Consider the following 19,053-nt stretch of genomic DNA (forward strand, 5'->3'; position numbering starts at 1 on the left):
ATTAACCGATAAATTATAATTTTAAGAAGCTAAGTATTCTTAAACTACGTCATGTACACTGGCGGTAAGTATCCAGCCAAGTTCTTCGAGGATCAGTTTTAGCTTTTTATCACCAACTTCTTTGATTACTGCCGTTTGATTCGCCATTTTACCCGATTTAAGTTTTACCTGATCTCCGGGTTTAAACTGGGTAACTTCCAGATCTGAGATCTTATCATTATTAAGCCATGACCGTATAGCATCGATCTCGGCATCCTTAGCGATCGCCGGTTTATTGAGCCATTGCAAAAAATTCACCACTCCGGGAGCTTCAAACACCCTTGACCTCTCAGCCTCAGTGATATTTACAAAAATATAGGATCTGAATAATGGAACGGTAACTTTCTTCTTACGGTCGCTCCATTGACGGACTTCCACGATCGTAGGGCAGAATACCTCTAATCCCATTTTGGAGAGATATTCTGAAGTTTTGATCTCGTGTTGTGATCTTGTTCTTGCTACATACCACGGCATACTGCGATAGATTTAATGAGTATTCGATTTCACAGTAGGGTCTTGAAACTATAAGTGCACAAAGTTCGTTATTTTAAACCTGCGGAACAATTTTTTAGAAGGCTGAAAACCATTGCTTCAGAATATCGGTTTTTAAGTGAATAATTCTAAAGAGGTATTTCCAGGAATACCGGGCCTTATTGGAAGTGACTTCAGGAACCTGAATATTCTATAGTTTTAAAAACTAAATTTTGGATTCGCAGCCTTCCGAAGAAGTAAGAAGACTTTTTATATATTGGTTGATGTAAATTGGTGATTTGATTTCGAAAGGCTCCCTTCGACAGGCTTCCTTCGACAAGCTCAGGATGGCGGCAATGTCTTTTCTAAAACCTATTATTTGACAAGAAATATTGGTATTATATACGACCGCCTATTCTCTGATTTTTTTTAACAAGCATCCTTCGAAAGATTCAGGATGGTGGTATGATTTTCTCTATAATAGTTGTTATAGAAATTAGAGAGCGGGTTCAGACATATAGGGTTTATTCCTTTTTTGCATTATCTCAAACCGGTTTCTGGTTAAATGTTACTCAGATCCTGTCTGCCGATGACAGTTATTATCTCAACGGAATTTTTCAATACTCTATAATAGTTGGAATCTGACCCACAAACATATCTTCGGTAACCAGGTTTTATAAAATCAATAGATTCGAATGCGAAAAGTCGTTCTGCAATCATATCGAAGTATTCGAAAAACCTCTCAAAATATTTGTCGGCTTGAATAACTCCGAGTCGCTTTATTCCAAATTGATGTATTCTAATTAATTCTTCTTAGTAAGATTACTTAATTTGTAATTAACCATTAAGCAAAGATTTCGATTGCGCTAGAATTTGTTCTTTACTGTCTTTTGTAAATCCGCTTTTCTCAGCTTTCTCAATCTTATCTTTGGCATAATCAATCTGAATTTGTTGATTTCGGGCTTGTCTTATCAAATCATTTAACAGTTCACTTTTGCTGGAATATTCTTGATTATCAACTTTAGATTTTAGCCACTCATCATTTGGCTTTGTGAAGGAAATACTTTGTCTGGACATAATAGCTGGTTTGATGTAAAGCATCAAAATCGCATCAGACACGAATTATCCAACCGAATATTCTGTAGAATAAAGTTTTGATGGAATAACTTCCTTCGACAGACTTCCTTCGACAGGCCTCCTTCGACAGGCTCAGGATGGCCGCATAAGCATCTAAAATGGCGTAGGAAAATATACTAAGATTTACTGATATGAAATTTCATTTCATAAACAACTTCGAGAGTATCCTCGGGCAAGCACCTTTCTTAAAGCTTACTTCGACAGGCTCGGCACACGCTTCTCGCCCTTACAATATATAAAACAAAAAAACCCAAACTTTTCAGTTTGGGTTTTTAACATTTTTGTTGGCCTACTAGGGCTACCATACTTTTTCAATTTTTTAAAACCCTTGTTAACTTTATATACTATACTGGTACTGCTACTATAGGAATGTAATTTGACAAATTTAAATAGTGTTTAACTGAAATATTTCCCCCTATTTCGCCCCCTGCTTAATCGATTTTAACTAATTTTATAAAGTTTTTTATTACAGTCCGTTAATTTCTATTAATAATTATGCAGGTTTCCTTCACTCTAAGAAAAGATAAAATTACCAAAAATGGGCTGATGCCTGTAAGAATGCTTATCACTTCCAACGGAGAACGAATAAGAAAAAGCGTTCACAACGTAAAAACCCTTGGAAAATATTGGAAAAACGAGAGGATTAAACCCAACTTAAAATCGGAAGAATATAATTATCACGTAGAGTACAATAAACAATTGGATGATCTAGAAAATCGTGTTAAACTCATATTTCGCTATGCTCTTCTTAATGATATAATTGCAGATAAAAATTATATTCTTAGACAACTAGACAATAAAAATTTCGGGACTAATTCTATAGCTCCAAAATTCATTGAATCTTTTGATGAATTCATTGAAACAAACCGAAGCTCAAAAGCAGAAGGCACAATTAAGAAATATGTTTCCACTATAAATTTCATTAAAGACTTCCAGGAATATTCAAACTATGATTTGAGTTTCAACAATATAAACTTTGATTTCTATGAAAAATTCCGAGACTATGCTTTTAATGAAAGAAACACCCTTAACAATTATTTCGGAAGGTTAATTGCCGGAATCAAAACATTTATGAACTGGGCTTTTGAAAGGAATTACCATGAAAACCTCGAATTCAAAAAATTTAAGACGGTTCATAATACAATAGAAGTCATTTATCTTACTATGGATGAATTGATGAAGCTCTACAAACATGATTTTAAATCAAAACGATTGGAGCATGTTAGGGATTTCTATTGCTTCGGTTGTTTTACGGGACTTCGTTTTAGCGATATTAAGCAACTAAAGCCTTCAAATATCTATTCTGATCATATACGGTTAAACATCCAAAAGACTAAGAGCATAGATCATAAAATTCCACTGAATAATTTTGCTCAGGCAATCTTAGAAAAATATTCAGATACCATCTACGAACCCTTACCAGCGATTTCAGGACAAAAATTCAACAAGTATATAAAGGAATGTTGTGAAATAGTGGAAATCAACACTCAAATTAATACAACCAGATATATAGGACAAAGAAGGGTAGATAAAGTGCAATCGAAACATAAATTAATTACTAGTCATACCGCACGAAAAACTTTTGTAACCAATTCTTTAATCCTGGGGATGAAAGAAATGGTAGTTAGAAATATTACTGGCCATAAAGACGAGAATTCCTTTAAACGCTATGTAGAAATTGCTGAAGATTTTAAAAAGCAGGAAATGGATAATACCTGGAATAAATTCTAAAGTTATGTTCAAACACGAAATAGATCCTCAATCTAAATACATTAAAACACTCAAAAACAAACATCCACGATTATTCCAGATGGTATTTTATTTAGAAGAGATGAATTATCTCAATCCTATTGATAGGGCATTTTATTGCATTAGGGTTAGAGAAAAATTTTACAAAGCATATCGAGATATAATTGGCGAAGAGTTTTACCATGAAAATGAGAAATCCTTTAAATATGAATATAAAGCAGAAGACTGTTCTAAAGCACAATATTCCTGGAGTGAGTTTATAAATGGAATTGACGACTATTTAGTAACTGAAATATCAGACAACTTAAGTAAGATTAAAACTGATTATCATTTAAATGATCTAGAATGGAGTTTAACGAAACCTGACATCATAATCTTAAACAAACCTAATCTATTAGCTATCTCACCCTTTCTCTTCTCTAAAACTGATTGGGTTAAAATTATCGAGAATGACATTTCTAAAGCATATGGAAAACCATTAAAAAAGAATCATAATAACAAAAAATTCAATCACATAGAGGGCTCTGTATATAATAAGAGGGAATTACATTCTCTACCACAAGAGATTAAAAAGAGAACAGGAACTGAGCTAATAAAGAACTATAAGCAAAAATGCGGATTTATCTACGTAAGAACTGATGAAATAGGACTTGTTAGAATTATTATTGGAATTAAGTTTCAAAAGAATATAGGGGTTGATAATTTACAAATCAACACTAAAGAATCCTTAATAGAAGCCAAAAAAAGAAGAGTTAGAAAACTCCTGACCTTTCATTACAATATAAAAAAGCTTAATACAATATTCTTTATTTGGTTGAAATTAAATAAAAATGAAGACAATGAAAAAAGGGAATTAATCAAGGTTTTCACAGCCTTTTTCCACGTTTCAACTAATAAAGTGGAGCATATGGAAACACCTAATCTCAATGTGTTCAACGATCGTGTTTATGAATTAATCTCGATTCTGAAATATTTTAAAGACTGGTCAGGAAGCCAAAAAACTGACAGTAATTCAAAAACAGAAAGAAAGTCCTCTACTCCTATTGTACAATTTAAGGTTTATGATCTTTTTCAGCTTTTAAAACTTCTCAAGCTGGACTTGTACACAAATTCTTTTCAAACCTTTCGAGACGAATATTATAAGAAAACAGAGTCTCCAAAATTAATAGTTGAAAAAATAGATTACCACCTACATCTATAGAACAATTACAGCCTTCAAAACCACTAATTGTCGATATTATCTACCCACATAAAAATGTGGTTTTCTCTTTTATTAGCATTTTCATAGAATTTAGCAGAACAACACAGAGATGAATTGTTTAACTAAATCTATAAAATATGTCCAACCCAATTCTTTACGGCTTTACTAAGAAAGATCTAGAAAACACTATTGAATTAGTAGTAAAAAGACTTCGTAAGACTGAGCTTGTAAATCAAACCGTTATTCACAGCGAAGAAGATAGACTGACACAAAAAGAAGCTGCTAAATTTCTTGGAAAATCTGAACAATGTTTAATTCAATGGAAGAAGAAAAATCTCATTCCTTTCTATCAAATTGGAAGTTCTGTTTTTTATTCCAAGAGAGAATTATTAGATACGGCCAGGAACAGCCCAGGCCTTATAAAACCTTCATACAAATAAAAAAGCGTAGTAGAGTTACAGCTCATACTACGCTCAAATTCTTTCACAACTTATCTAACATAAACTGTATACGCAAATATACAGTTTAAAATCCAAATTGTATATGATATCCGAAGACATACCCTATATCCGGGTACAAACCACGTATTTTAAACATGTTTATTTTCCAACTATTTCAGGACAGACTAATAAAAGCATTGTACCCTGGAATAAAGAAACAATTAGAGAAGATCATCCGAAAGACAAAGGTTACCTGGCTAAGATTCCGAAATATGATGGATTTACCTGCATACCTTCCCATACTGCGTTTAAACAGGAAATAAATGGATTCTACAATACGTATTGTCCTTTAAGTTACAAACCTCTAGAAGGTGGATTAGAAAGCACCATGAAGTTTCTAAGTCACATATTTGGGGATTAAATAGAATTAGGGATAGATTACTTACAACTGCTGTATACGAAGCCTACACAAATACTTCCTATACTCTGTCTTGTTTCTAAAGAGCGTTCAACGGGTAAGAGTACATTTTTAAAATGGTTGAAAGCAATTTTCGAGAATAATCTTACCTATTTAACTAATGATAGTTTTGGTAGCCAATTTAATGCAGATTGGGCCAATAAATTACTTATCTGCATAGATGAAGTTTTATTTAATAAAGAAGAGCTCACAGAACGCATAAAATTTCTGAGTACCACGAATGTCAATAAGCTAGAGGCAAAGGGTAAGGATAAGCGAGAGGTAGAGTTTTTCGGAAAATTTATTCTTTGTAGTAATAACGAAGGTACATTCATAAAAATTGATGGGGATGAGACCAGATTTTGGGTGCTAAAAATACCATCTATAAAAGATGAGAATACTGATATGCTCAGTTCGCTTAAAAAAGAGATCCCAGCATTCCTGCACTTCATTTCCAACCGTAAACTAACATCTGAGAATAAGACCAGAATGTGGTTTACTCCAGCACAGATTAAAACCAAGGCATTACAAAAACTGGTTCGAAACAATCGCAGTCGTGCAGAAACGGTACTAGCAAATATTCTTATCAGTATTATGGAAAAGGATGATTTAACTGAAGTTAATCTTTGTCCTATGGATGCTGTAAACCTTTTGAGTAAGACAAGGGTAAGAACTGACATTACCCAGATACGAAAATTATTAAAAAATGAATGGAGTCTTTCAATCCAGAATAATAGTAACCTCTATGAAAAATATACAATCTGGTCTGATGGTGATATAGTGTCAAAAGAAGCAAAAGGCAGATATTTTACTATAACTAAAGAATTTCTTTTTGAAAATTTTGATGATATGATGACAGATTGAGTTTAGACCAGTAATAGTAAGGTTTAGGCTGTCATCAAACTGTCATCATTTTGTCATCAAAATAAAAAGTGATGACAACTATTGAGAAAAAGTGATGAATTGATGAAATAATGATGATAAGCAAATTCCTTGCTATCACTAGCTTAAGAAGGAACTGTCATCAATTCATCAAAAAACAACGAAAATTAAAATAGCTTATGAAAAGAGTAAAAATGAACTGCAATATGGCAAGAGAAATTGATCTCATTGGCTTACTAATTACCATGGGATATAATTTAAAAAGGCAGAATGTAAAGGAAGCCTGGTTTTTAAGTCCATTCCGAAAAGAAACTATTCCATCCTTTAAAGTATCTAAGAAATTAAATAGATGGTATGATCACGGAGAAGGAATTGGTGGAAATACGATAGACTTAATTATCCAGTTAAAAAACTGTTCTGTAAAAGAAGCTCTTACTCTTTTAGATGAAAATTCTTTTTCTTTTCAACAGCCGGAATATCTTAAAAAAGACTATGATTCAGAATTTCAAATCATTAAAAAACAAAATCTACAGAATAAGGCACTCATTAATTATTTGAAATCACGAGGAATTTCCTTTTCTATTGCCAGTACTTATTGCTTTGAACTTTATTACAGGAATAAGGGTAAGAACTGGTTTGCAATTGCCTTCATCAATAACTCAGGAGGAGTAGAGCTGCGCAATAAGTACTTTAAAGGTTGTATTGGTTCAAAAAATTATACGCTACAAATAAACAATACTTCTACAATTAAGGTATTTGAAGGATTTGTAGACTTTTTAAGCTATTTAGAAATAAATTCAAACAAGACTAATTCAGACTACTTAATCTGTAATTCTACAGCGCTCATTGAAAGAGTTTTGCCTCTACTTAAACAATATTCAGACATTGATCTATATCTGGATAATGACTCCTCTGGAACTAAAGCGAGTTCGACAATTGTGGAAAGTTATAGCTATGCCAATTTGAAAAATGAAATGTATGCTGAGTACAAACATTCAAATGAAATGCTAGTTGAGAATGTTGCCGAAGGTAATAGCAAGTTGAACAGGGGCAGAGCCCCTATTTTCAACTTGCTCTGCGAGGCCTAATCCCTTACTATGAATAGGATAAACTAACATTATTTGATTATATAAAATTATATAAAAAATATATTAACAGATGTATATAACTGATTATCAATACTTAAAATTATTAAAATGGCAAAAAAAAGTATTTTAATTTCAACGTATCACCATAAAGAACTTGCGAAACTATCGGATGCTTTTGGGTTTAGTTATTACAAATTGGTGGAGGAGATGATTACCTATTTTAAAAAAACAGGCATTAATCCTTTAGACTCTAAAAATGAAAATCCTTCAATGGCATTGAAAACACTGGACAAGAGATTAATTTCTTTTATTAAAATACAGGAGAGAGATATTTTAAAGCCACTTCGTCAAGAGGTCTACGATTATTCTCAAGAGCAAAAACAAGAGATTCAAAAATCTTACAAAATTTTAGTAGAAGAACTTAGTAGAATAGATCATCATGAACGAGAAAGGGCTAATACAACATTAGCAGAAATTAAAAAGCAACGAAAGGCAGTTATAGCTATTGCCCAGTTAATTGATGCTAAAAACAAGTCTGGTATATTATCTAAAATCAACAACATTTTTGATTGATGCCTATAAGTAAACCACATAGTACGCTTGGAGCCAAAAACATGGGAAGTTGCGCTTTATTGGTTAATTATCTCGATAAAGAAAATCAGGAGTTAGAAGCGACAATCAATACAAAGAATAGTTTAAAGGAAATCACTTTACTCGAAAACAGAAAACAAGATTTTTTTAATCATCGAAAGGACGATATAAGCCCAATTGAGGTAATTGATAGTATTGACCGCAATATTAAAAAACTTGGAAAAGCTGATGCTAAGTATTTCGCGCCCACAATAAGTTTTAGCCGTTCAGAATTGCAACATATTATTTCCTTAGCTACTGAAAAGAAAAAGATTGATAACGTATGGCAGCTTAGTAATAATGAATATGCAAAATACAATCATCTTTTAAAGAATTATATTAAGGAAATAATGGATAATTACGCCGAGAATTTCAACAGGCAAAATAAAGGATTGCAGACAGGGAAAGATCTCGTGTATTACGCCAAAATCGAACACTTTAGAAAATTCAAAGGTACTGATAAAGAAGTTAAGCGAGGTTTATATAATTCAGGAGATTATAAACCTGGACTTAATTCTCATGCTCATATTATCGTAAGTCGCAAAGATCAAACTCAACGATTAAAACTAACACCTACTACCAAAGAAAGGTCTACCCAGCGAAGTATAGGAGGAAATTCTTATCAAGTAGGTTTTGATCGTATGAAATGGATCAATAAGAATGAGAAATCTTTTGATACTCTTTTCAATTATAGAAGATCCGCCATTGAAAAATTTGATAATCAATATATTTTAAAGAATGGTTCTCCTCGAGAAAAAGACCTACTTATCAAAAAAATAGATGAAAGCAAAAGACTTAATAAGCAAGAAAATGTGATAAAAAGAGGTTTTAAGGGGCCTAAAAGGTAAAAATAATGAAATTTCGAAATTACCCTAAAGTTTTTTAACGCTACAAAATTCTATTATTCTAAAGCAATAATGTTATTTTGTGGTAATATGGTTTTGCAAAACCATATTAGTGTCGTCCTTTAATAGGTTTTTATATCTTATAGGACAAAAGCATTAAACCAGTAAAAATTCTATTTTTGGTTGCATTAATAGAAAAACTTAAAACTATATTTTTAAAATTTGAAAACTAATAAATATAGTTTTTAGAATTATAAATTATAAAAACATAAACTATAGAATAAAAAATATATTTTTTATAAAATAAAATTCTTAAGCGTTTAGCTTTTGATTTGGTTTTAGAAACTCGCCAGGTTTTTGAATTCCACCATATTCAAAGTTAAGACGCCCACGTTCCGGCGTGGGCTGTTCTTATATGGTGGATAGGTTTCTGGCGAGACCTCTAAAACTAGTGAGTTCAGTTCCACGCTTTTTTGTGCTTGAACTTCACGATCAAAGGCTACTTAATATTTAAAATAAGCCAATGAATCAGTTAGCACATTTAAATTACAGTTTTGAAGAAGTCGAAATTTTAAAAACTCTTGCCAAGTACCATGACGAGCCAGAAATTGCTGAAAAGTTTTTATTCTCTGGTTTAAACGAATATGAATATACCCAGGTAAAAAAAATAATACAAAAGTTTTACCTCGATGGTATATGGGACTTTGAAGACACTGCAGATGGCAAAGGTCAATCCACTTTCAATTTTGATCTTAAAAACTTCATACTCGAATACCCCAATCCTATCCCTGAAGAGTACAAAGAAGATATTGAGATAAACACCGTTTTGGAGAAGCTTTATGCTTCAAATCTTGAAACTTCAGAAGCGAAATATATTTCGGCACTTGTAAAGAAAGATCTTATTGAACAACCTAAATAAAATATCATGAAGAAAGTTTTACAATTTTTACTTATCACTATGATGGCCTGTAATAGCCAACAGAATACAGATGCTCAAAAACAGGCAATTGTCAACTTCCTACAAGAAAATGCTAAAGGAGTGAAAACCGATTTAAAGGTCGAAGTTTCGCAATTAGAAATTATAGAAGTAACGGTTGCAGACAGCATTAATTTTTTAAAAGATAAATATCAGTCAGAAATAGAAAAAGCTCAAAAGTCGATAGATAACTTTCAATCTAATATCGAAAGCGCAGAGCAGGAAAACGATTCATTGGATAATTCAAATATTGATAATCTTGCCAAGATATCGGCTAATAATTCTTTAAGCCAATTATATCGTAGAGGCCTTGAAAAGTCAAGGGCTAAGCTTGAAAATGTGGAAAGGCAGAAATCTTTATTATTGGATAAGTATAAAGATAGTAATGAAAATGATTTACTTGTGAAAAAAGCTACAACTACCTTTTCATTTTTTAATCCAAGACTACAAACGCGTCAGGAAAGAACGGATGATTTTGTTCTATCCGAAGATGGCTCAGAAGTTTTGGGAATTATTGAAAATGGAAAATTTAGACGAAAAATGTAAATACTGTTAAAACAAACATGGAGAAATACATGCGAGTATATAGAATTATTACTTTTCAATATTTCTAGTATGCTACCTACTTACGATACTTTCTTTATTTGAGATTTTTCACATAGATAAAAGCTTTTGGCAGTTGTTTTTCTGGGTGGTATCTTTATTTTTAATACTGTATTTCTTTTCAATCGTTGGGCATATTTTCGAACAATAATAAATGTAGCCTGACCAGTTATAATAATTGGACAGCCATAATTAAGTATGTTACTGAAGGAGTAGAAATCACAATGCACCTCAGATCTTAGTCTTTATTAATAATTCGCTGCATCGCTTCTATAAATTCTTCATCGGAAGCTTTATCGATTTTGTCCTCAATAATTTTCAGGTGCTTTGTGATATCGAAATCCGGGGGATTGCCACTTACTTTAACCAGGGTCTCTACCTGAGCCTCCAAGATTGCCTTTAAGTATTGCTGATTAATGATATGGTAAGAAAGTAGGTGTATGAGATATTTCTTATAATCCAGGGTAACTTTTTCATTCTCGAAATCCTTAAAAAAATCTTCCAAATCCATAGAGAAATTATTTTCAATTTAATAAAGATAAGAAATGGTATAACTATTTTTTAGTGTCAAGAGTGAAAAGTTAATTCATATCTATATTTGCTATTTATAGATATTTTAGTAATTTTAAACTATGAATATAAGTTTCACAAAAAAACAAGAAGAATATATCTCCAAGCAGGTTGCTTCTGGGGAATATCAAAATAATAGCGAAGTCATAAGGGATGCTTTGAGACTTCATGGTATCTATCGGGAAAAAGTAATCCAAGACCTTAGAAAGGAAATTGAGCTTGGTTGGGATGGGCCTGATAGTTCAATGACGATGGATCAGATTATTGAATCCAAGAGAAAGTCTTAATGGATCATTACATCTTATCTCAAAAAACCCATGATGATATTGATGACATCTATGAATTTGGCGTTGGTAAATTTGGCGAAGATCAGGCTCTGGAATATCTAATTGGTTTGAAAACACATTTTCAATTTCTTCTAAAAAATCCATACATCGGAAAAAATCGGGATGAAATTAAGGAAGGCCTTTCTAGCTTTCCCTATGTTTCACATATAGTATTCTACAGGATTTTCAAAAACCATATTAGGATAGTCCGGGTTCTTCACGGAAGCAGGGATTACAAGAATTTTTTAAGATGATGCCCTGTGAATAAATAAAATGTTAATGCCGAGTTACTTTTGTTATTTTTGGGAACTCAGTAACCCTTTATAATATTTAATGGCATTATTCCAGGCATCAGTTCTAAAATCACATCTTGCTTTGCTTGATGAAAAAATAGTTGATAAAGCATATAAGAAATATCAAAAATACTTCTGGAACACTACTATTCAAGAAAACATAAAAAGTGCGAAAGAAGAACAATACCAGGCAACTTTTCTAAATGAGTTGTTCGTTAATATTTTAGGCTATACTCTATTTCCAAATCCCAATTCAAATTTAACTACCGAGTTCAAAAACGAAAAGAACGCACGAAAAGCGGATGGTGCTATCTTAAAGGATGGTATGGCAATAGGTGTAATCGAGTTAAAAGGCACTAATACAAAAGACTTAGAGAGTATCCGTCGTCAAGCGTTTGATTATAAAGCCAATCAAAAAGGTTGTGTGTACGTAATAACGTCCAACTTCGAAAAGCTACGTTTTTATATCAATGATGCAACCGAATTTGAAGAATTCGATTTGTTTACACTTTCGAAAAATCGGTTTACCCTACTCTATCTATGCCTACATATTGATAAGGTACATAATGATGTCCCACTCAAAATTAAGGAAGCATCCATTGCAGAAGAAGAAGAAATTACAAAGGCATTCTATAAAGATTACTCCATATTTAAGCGTGAACTCTATCGAGACCTGGTACGGAATAACGCAAAAACGGTAAAGGCAAAATTAAGTGAGACCGAGCGTATAGATGATCTAAAGGATATTCAACGACTTGAAAAGAATGTAAAGCTCACTCTTTTTCAAAAGTCTCAAAAACTTATAGACCGCTTCCTGTTTATCTTTTTTGCAGAAGACAGAATGCTGCTACCCTCTAATTCTACACTTCAAATATTAAACAAATGGAAGGACGATTGGGATTTTGGCGATGAACGCCCTTTATACGGCCTTTTTAAGCAATATTTTAATTTTCTGGACATAGGACGCAAAGGAACACAAAAACGCGCAGAGATTTACGCTTATAATGGCGGCTTGTTTAAACCCGATGCTATACTCGATGCCCTTGAAATTGATAATGACTTATTGTACAAATACACTATCAAATTGTCCAATTATGATTTTGAAAGCCAAGTAGATGTTAATATCCTGGGACATATTTTTGAGAACTCCCTTAATGAAATTGAAAGTGTAAACGCAGAGATTGAAGGCGGTGAGTTTGACAAACAGACCAGTAAGCGCAAAAAAGATGGGGTTTTCTACACACCAAAGTATATTACCAAGTATATCGTAGAGAATACTGTCGGTAAACTTTGTGAGGAAAAGAAGATAGAGCTAGGTTTTAAAGAGGCAGATTATTTTGAAGTCAAAAAAGGCACACATCAAAACACTAAAAAACAGCTTTTAGAAACGCTGGACAGCTATCGTAATTGGCTTTTACAGTTGACCATTTGTGATCCCGCTTGCGGTTCTGGGGCATTTTTGAACCAGGCACTTGATTTCCTAATTAAGGAACACAACTATATTGATGAACTAAAAACCAAAATTTTAGGTGGTGGTTTGCAATTTCCAGATATTGAAAACACCATTTTAGAAAACAATATTTACGGAGTTGACCTTAACCAGGAAAGTGTAGAGATCGCCAAACTATCCTTATGGCTGCGTACTGCACAACCACGACGTAAACTGAACGATTTGAGTAGGAATATTAAATGTGGCAATAGCCTTATAGACAGTAAAAGTGTAGCTGGCCATAAAGCATTTAAGTGGGAAAATGAATTTCCAGAAATTTTTGCCGATGGCGGTTTTGATGTGATTATAGGTAATCCGCCTTATGTTGCAAGATCCATTGATGAAAAAGCAAAAAAATATATTAATAGTAATTATCAAACTGCTCAATATCAAGTAGAACTATATGTTTCTTTCATTGAAAAAGGAACTGAATTATTAAAACCAAAGGGGGAAATTAGCTTTATAGTTCCTAATTCTTGGTTAAAAAATTTAAGGATGTCTCATTGTCGGAAATATATCCTTGAAAATCTTGATTTATCAACACTCATTCCGAATTTGGAAAACGTCTTTCCAGATGCATCTGTAGATACTCTAATTTTAGTCGCCAAAAAAGATGCTCCATTCGGCAAAGTTGATATTGTTAATTTTATAGATAAGCAAATTGTTTACAAGCATCCTATAGACCAGTTAAGATTCTATAAGAATGAAGGATATATTTTTGATGTTGAAATAAGTGAGAATATATTACCTATTATCAGAAAAGTAAGAAACGATGTTATTGAAGTGGGTGCAATAATGGACGTTACAAGAGGTGTAAATCCCTATGATAAATATACTGGACAATCAGCTGAAGTTATAAAAGAACGTGCTTACCATTCAAATTTCAAAAAAGATGAATCTTTTGTTCCTGAATTAAAAGGAAAACACATTAGTTCTTACAATTATTTTTGGGATAAAGAGCATTTTATCAGCTACGGCAATTGGTTGGCTGCACCTCGACAGGAAAAATATTTTGCTGGCCCACGAATTATATTTAGGGAAATTTTAGGCAAAACATTGGTCAGTACATTGATTAAAGAGCAATTTATAATTGATCGTAGTTTATATATTGCAAGAATTGATGATGAGCAAGAATCAGATTATTTGATTGAATATATTCTGGGTGTTCTGAATTCTAAATTAATGTCCTTCTATTTTCGCTATTCAAACAACGAATTTGATAATCTCTTTCCAAAAATTCGCGTTGCAGAATTCAAAAAATTACCCATAAAAAGAATCGACTTAAAAGATCAATTATGGGTGGAAACCACCGTCAATTTGTTATTAGATATTAAAGATAAAGCCGCTCAACTTTATTCTAAATTCCAGAACTATCTGCTGCAAAAATTTTCTCTGATAAAAATATCTAGGAAACTTGAAAACTGGCACGAACTAGAATTTGGTGATTTCATTAAAGAAATCAACAAGGCAATAAAAGCTACCAATAAATTGAGAGCAAAAGACAATCTCAACATCATCGACATGCTTACCAAAAAAGATGAATTCGAGTGGATGGAATTATTTGAAGGTAATAAGAAAAAAGCAGTAGAGCTTCAAGAGCAAATAGCAAAAACAGAAAAAGAGATTGACCAAAAGGTTTATGAGTTATATGGGCTTTCGGATGAAGAAATTGTAATTGTTGAAAATAGTTAAAAAGTACCTATGAGTACTACAGAAATTAAATCTACGACTTATGCAAATTTTATGAATCGCGCATATCGTTTGGATAAACGAATTACCAGACCTAGTAAAGGAGAGTTCCAAAATTTAGTCAGGCTAGAAGATAAAAATGAGAATACTAATAAAAATTTGAAAGAACTCAAAAGCAGGATGCATAAGGCTTGCGAGATTTTTTCCAATCAAGATATTAGTTCTACTGAACAGGGTCAACTTAGTAATTTAATGAGCCTAATAGCCCAAGCAAATTCTTCTCAAGAAATTTATGAATATGCGAAGCTAGGACAAGGTATGAAGCAAAGGTTTAAGTAGTAGAAACTTTGAAATAAGAATTAATTAAAACACCATAAATTAATTTATGAACTACTGGCATTTACAAATGCATCCTAGTGATAGCACTAAATTTAAACAAGAAAAGCTCATACAAATACTACAAGAAAAGAAGGTAGTCGGTATGGGTGAATCTTGGAAAAATAAAAACGGAGATTTAGTTTCCGATCCCACACATTTTAAGAATGACATACAAGTTGATGATGTTATTCTAATTCGTGATGGCAGTAGGCCAATTGCCCTCGTTCAAGTAAAGGGAAACTGGTATATCGAGAATAACATAAATGAAGAGTTTGATTGGTTCAAATTACGAAGACCAATTAAACTATTAAAGATTTATGATAATAGCGATAAGGGTTTATTAAGAAAAATACTTAGTCAGTATAATATTAATAATATTCAATCATCAGGCACATTGACCCCTTGTAACGGCAGTAACGGCACCAATCAATTTATCAAAAAGTGGCATTTAAAAGTGCAAAGTGAAATGATAATAAAAAACTCAAAATTAGACAAAGAAAGAATAGCCAATATAAATAGTCTATGGCAAAGTTATAAAGCTACCTATACCGATAAAGATTTAAATAAAATAGAAAAACAAATTGAGACTTTACAAATCGATTGGAAGCATTACAAAAATAAAATACTTGATGGCACTCTCGATATAGAAGACTACACAAACAGGTTAGAAAACAATAGCGAAAAGGGTGGTTATTTATGTAATTTCTTAGAGCGAACTACGAGTGATATTTACGGATCTTCAAAACCGGGGAATGCTACTAATTTTGAAATAAAGTTGAATAAAGATGGGGAGACTTACACGTTAAGAAACGCTTTGTCGAGAGGAGAAAGTGAAAACTTTAATTCTAAACAAGATGCAGAACAGCTTTTTAGTGAAGATATCAAACCACTGTTACAAAATATAATTAAGAGCACTTCGGCTCTCGAAAAAATAAATATTTTAGAAAATAGTAATTACGCAGCCAAGCAGATTCTAAGAAAACTAGCTGTTCTTGATAATCAAAAAGATTTTATCTATATATATTCCGATGAGGCAATTAGTACATTACACAATGATTTTTTAGATAGTGAAAACGAAACAAATTTAGGAAAGAACCATGAAGTTCGTTCATTAGTGAATAATATTCTAGACCTTGAAAACACAGCTGTCAATGCTGTCTTAATTTCTCGTTTTCTATGGAAATATGCCACTTCAAGTGCCATTGCTGATTCCAACACACCAAATGTAATTTTATATGGACCTCCGGGAACAGGTAAAACTTATACCGTAAAACAGAGTCTAGAGTTTGTTTCCCTGGGAGATGTTGATAGGTATGAATTTGTTACATTCCATCCTTCATTCACTTATGAAGACTTTATTGATGGTATCAAACCGAAAGGAGTAAGCAAAGATGGTAATATAAAATTTGAACTTACTGATGGGGTGTTTAAAAAATTCTGCAAAAAAGCAAAAAAAGAATGCCTTTTAGCACAGCAAGAAAAAAGAGAACCAAAACCTTATTATTTCGTAGTGGACGAAATCAATAGAGCTAATTTATCAGCTGTCTTTGGCGAAACTTTAATGTGCCTGGAAAAAGACTATCGTTATGATGTTAGTCAGCCAAATGAAAATCTTTACAAAACACAATATAGTGCACTTATTGAATCTTTAATTGAAGATTCAAATAATGATACAGAAATAAGCGATTTAGCATTTCATTATCAAAACAAAAACTCATATTTTGGAGTCCCTTCCAATTTGTTTTTCATTGGTATGATGAACGATGTAGATAAAAGTATTGATGCTTTCGATTTGGCTCTAAGAAGACGTTTTAAGTGGATTAGAATGAATTACAAGCAAGAAGTTCTGGAACAGGAAACAAAGTTTAGAAATGGGTTAGATTTTAATAATATGCCTGAATATGCGAATGCTTGTACCAAATTAAACACATTTATAAGTGAGGAATTAGGATTAGGAAAGTCCTATGAATTTGGGCATTCTTTTTTCATGAAAATTACTGGAATAGCTAACTCAAAAACTATATCAAAAAAAAATATAGAAACTCTGTTTCATTTATATTTAGAACCTTCCTTAAAAGAATATTTACGTGCTTTATTTCCAGAACAAGAATTAGACAATAAATTAGAAAGTGCGCTAAAAAAATTCAAAGAAAGTCTAGGGTAGATGAAGATAGGAATTTCAACAAATCATCATTATTACGAGTCAACTTATTTTAATGATAATCAGCTATGGAATGCTTTTCAATTAAAATATAAAAAAGACAAGATTGCAGTTGAGAAAAATCTATTTTCTAATGTTTATTCATTAAGTACAAAAAATCAAGATTTTTCTCAGCTCCAAATAATTGGTTTTAAGGACAAAAGGAATAAGCTGAAAGACGAGGAGCAATTGGTGTTAAAGCTATTTGCTACAAAAGCAGGTGAAGAAAAACGCTTCGCTATACAAACAGGTCTTTTTGCGGGTGTGATTTATCATAAAGGATATACTTTCAATATTCAAACGAATTACGGAAATGTATTTTTACGTAGAATGTTGAATTTTGTCAATGACATTTATGTTGATACTAAAGAGGTATATGCTCAACCTAAGAATCATAGTAACGAGTTTCAGTATATTATTGCTTACATATTCATCCAGGCTTTAGAAAAAGCAAGTGTATTAGGTTTACCTAAACAATATACAAAAGTAACTGAAAGAAGTTCAAAGGTTAAAGGAACGGTTAGTATAAATCAATATCTAAAACAAGATATGCCTTTTCAAGGTAAATTAACCTCTACATTCCGAACTCAAAAATACATTCAAGAGATTATAGATGTATTATTGGCAGCTTGTAATAAGGTTGAAGATTATTTAGGAGTTCGTTATAAATCGAAAATAATGGGTATTTATCAAACTCTAAATGAGCAAAACTCTAAACGCTATGTTTCGCAAGGAATTATAGATAGAGCCAAAAATCATAGGGTACTTTACAATCCAGTTTATAAGCCTTTTAAGGAAGTTTTAAAATATGCAGAAATACTACTTAAAAATCAGAATACAGAAGCTAATAAAATAAATAATGAACTTAAGACTTATGGTTTCATGTTTGATATTTCTCAATTATTTGAAGTTTATCTTGAAAAATTATTAAGTAAATATTTTACAAATTGGGAGATTAATGGCCAGGAGGAATTAAAGGTATATGGAGGTCTTTTTTATAGTCGAAAAATGTTGCCTGATATAGTGATGAAGAATAAATTTACTAAGGAGGTTATAGTTTTTGATGCAAAATTTAAGAAAATGGAAGGTTCTTATATTGATCTGGATCGCTCAGATTTTTATCAAATACACACTTATATGCAATACTATATGCCTAATTTAATTTTTGGAGGTTTAATTTATCCTTTATCGCAGGAGTTAAATTTAAATAGTTCTGTTTCAAATGGTTTATTTGGTAACAATACGAATTCGCCTAATTTTATTGTTGACGGTATAAATATTAACAATGAAATGGACATGGAATCTTTAATAATAAGTGAGACAAATTTTTTAAAGCGGATAGAAACTCACATTGAAAACTCTAGAGCTAAATTCAATAAAAAAACGAGATATCATATGGTTCAGGCCAATAGCTAAAATTAATTTCAAAAGAAAATCAACTCTAATAGAATTGAGCACAATTTTAAGTGTCAACCTCATAGCTATTTATTTATATACCACATTGAAAAACATTGTCTTATTCAGATAAAACAAAAAGTTCTAGAAAAAGGTAATGAAATGGCTTTACAATCTTACAAAATTAATGAGATA

The 19,053-nt window shown here is 32.0% G+C and carries 19 protein-coding genes; 16 read left to right on the top strand and 3 right to left on the bottom strand.

Features of this window, described 5'->3' with window-relative positions; translation table 11 throughout:
* Window positions 1-39 precede the first annotated feature (39 nt).
* Both ACSHZO_RS03975 and ACSHZO_RS03980 read right to left on the bottom strand, forming a co-directional pair.
* The gene (locus ACSHZO_RS03975) at window positions 40-513 is read right to left on the bottom strand and encodes a UpxY family transcription antiterminator (protein WP_298246119.1); all 474 of its coding nucleotides are present in this window, start codon (window positions 511-513) and stop codon (window positions 40-42) included.
* Between the two features lie 834 nt (window positions 514-1,347).
* A complete protein-coding gene (locus ACSHZO_RS03980; RefSeq protein WP_298246230.1) occupies window positions 1,348-1,587 on the bottom strand; it encodes a ribbon-helix-helix domain-containing protein in 240 nt (79 codons plus the stop codon).
* Window positions 1,588-2,142: 555 nt separating this feature from the next.
* Between ACSHZO_RS03980 and ACSHZO_RS03985 the strand changes: the two genes are divergently transcribed.
* The 10 genes from ACSHZO_RS03985 to ACSHZO_RS04030 all read left to right on the top strand — a co-directional run bounded on the left by ACSHZO_RS03985 (window position 2,143) and on the right by ACSHZO_RS04030 (window position 10,461).
* Window positions 2,143-3,378 (top strand): site-specific integrase, encoded by a 1,236-nt coding sequence (locus ACSHZO_RS03985; RefSeq protein WP_366877827.1) that lies wholly within the window; start codon window positions 2,143-2,145, stop codon window positions 3,376-3,378.
* A gap of 4 nt (window positions 3,379-3,382) precedes the next feature.
* Window positions 3,383-4,597, top strand: coding sequence for a hypothetical protein (locus tag ACSHZO_RS03990; RefSeq protein WP_298246117.1), 1,215 nt, complete (start codon window positions 3,383-3,385; stop codon window positions 4,595-4,597).
* 137 nt (window positions 4,598-4,734) lie between these two features.
* Window positions 4,735-5,037, top strand: coding sequence for a helix-turn-helix domain-containing protein (locus tag ACSHZO_RS03995; RefSeq protein ID WP_298246116.1), 303 nt, complete (start codon window positions 4,735-4,737; stop codon window positions 5,035-5,037).
* 103 nt (window positions 5,038-5,140) lie between these two features.
* Complete coding sequence (locus tag ACSHZO_RS04000) at window positions 5,141-5,458, top strand: hypothetical protein (protein ID WP_366877824.1); 318 nt, start codon at window positions 5,141-5,143, stop codon at window positions 5,456-5,458.
* A 60-nt stretch (window positions 5,459-5,518) separates the two neighbouring features.
* On the top strand, window positions 5,519-6,358 hold the full coding sequence (locus tag ACSHZO_RS04005; RefSeq protein WP_366941457.1) for a primase-helicase family protein: 840 nt from the start codon (window positions 5,519-5,521) through the stop codon (window positions 6,356-6,358).
* A 224-nt stretch (window positions 6,359-6,582) separates the two neighbouring features.
* Window positions 6,583-7,464, top strand: a complete 882-nt coding sequence (locus ACSHZO_RS04010; RefSeq protein ID WP_298331805.1) for a toprim domain-containing protein — start codon at window positions 6,583-6,585, stop codon at window positions 7,462-7,464.
* 108 nt (window positions 7,465-7,572) lie between these two features.
* Window positions 7,573-8,037 (top strand): BfmA/BtgA family mobilization protein, encoded by a 465-nt coding sequence (locus ACSHZO_RS04015; protein ID WP_298246114.1) that lies wholly within the window; start codon window positions 7,573-7,575, stop codon window positions 8,035-8,037.
* Window positions 8,037-8,942 carry a DUF5712 family protein gene (locus ACSHZO_RS04020; RefSeq protein ID WP_298246113.1) on the top strand — a complete coding sequence of 302 codons (906 nt, stop codon included), beginning with the start codon at window positions 8,037-8,039 and terminating at the stop codon, window positions 8,940-8,942. The genes ACSHZO_RS04015 and ACSHZO_RS04020 overlap by 1 nt, the downstream gene beginning before the upstream one ends.
* Window positions 8,943-9,462: 520 nt before the next feature.
* Entirely contained in the window at window positions 9,463-9,858 is a 396-nt protein-coding gene (locus ACSHZO_RS04025) for a hypothetical protein (protein ID WP_298246112.1), read from the top strand.
* A 6-nt stretch (window positions 9,859-9,864) separates the two neighbouring features.
* On the top strand, window positions 9,865-10,461 hold the full coding sequence (locus ACSHZO_RS04030) for a hypothetical protein (RefSeq protein WP_298246111.1): 597 nt from the start codon (window positions 9,865-9,867) through the stop codon (window positions 10,459-10,461).
* 295 nt (window positions 10,462-10,756) lie between these two features.
* On the opposite strand, the gene ACSHZO_RS04035 is transcribed toward ACSHZO_RS04030, so the two are convergent.
* Window positions 10,757-11,029, bottom strand: coding sequence for a hypothetical protein (locus ACSHZO_RS04035; RefSeq protein WP_298246110.1), 273 nt, complete (start codon window positions 11,027-11,029; stop codon window positions 10,757-10,759).
* 121 nt (window positions 11,030-11,150) lie between these two features.
* Between ACSHZO_RS04035 and ACSHZO_RS04040 the strand changes: the two genes are divergently transcribed.
* From ACSHZO_RS04040 to ACSHZO_RS04065, 6 genes are all read left to right on the top strand, one after another.
* The gene (locus tag ACSHZO_RS04040) at window positions 11,151-11,375 is read left to right on the top strand and encodes a type II toxin-antitoxin system ParD family antitoxin (protein WP_298246109.1); all 225 of its coding nucleotides are present in this window, start codon (window positions 11,151-11,153) and stop codon (window positions 11,373-11,375) included.
* Window positions 11,375-11,668 (top strand): type II toxin-antitoxin system RelE/ParE family toxin, encoded by a 294-nt coding sequence (locus tag ACSHZO_RS04045; RefSeq protein ID WP_298246108.1) that lies wholly within the window; start codon window positions 11,375-11,377, stop codon window positions 11,666-11,668. The genes ACSHZO_RS04040 and ACSHZO_RS04045 overlap by 1 nt, the downstream gene beginning before the upstream one ends.
* Before the next feature lie 79 nt (window positions 11,669-11,747).
* Window positions 11,748-14,888: an Eco57I restriction-modification methylase domain-containing protein gene (locus tag ACSHZO_RS04050; protein ID WP_298246107.1), complete on the top strand. Its 3,141-nt coding sequence runs from the start codon at window positions 11,748-11,750 to the stop codon at window positions 14,886-14,888.
* 9 nt (window positions 14,889-14,897) lie between these two features.
* Window positions 14,898-15,224: a hypothetical protein gene (locus ACSHZO_RS04055; RefSeq protein WP_298246106.1), complete on the top strand. Its 327-nt coding sequence runs from the start codon at window positions 14,898-14,900 to the stop codon at window positions 15,222-15,224.
* Window positions 15,225-15,270: 46 nt separating this feature from the next.
* The gene (locus tag ACSHZO_RS04060; protein ID WP_298246105.1) at window positions 15,271-17,427 is read left to right on the top strand and encodes an McrB family protein; all 2,157 of its coding nucleotides are present in this window, start codon (window positions 15,271-15,273) and stop codon (window positions 17,425-17,427) included.
* Window positions 17,428-18,879 carry a 5-methylcytosine restriction system specificity protein McrC gene (locus tag ACSHZO_RS04065; protein WP_298246104.1) on the top strand — a complete coding sequence of 484 codons (1,452 nt, stop codon included), beginning with the start codon at window positions 17,428-17,430 and terminating at the stop codon, window positions 18,877-18,879. It abuts the gene before it with no gap.
* The last annotated feature ends 174 nt before the right edge of the window (window positions 18,880-19,053 follow it).

It is taken from the genome of Christiangramia sp. 3-2217-3z, assembly GCF_051195275.1.
Taxonomy (GTDB): domain Bacteria; phylum Bacteroidota; class Bacteroidia; order Flavobacteriales; family Flavobacteriaceae; genus Christiangramia; species Christiangramia marina.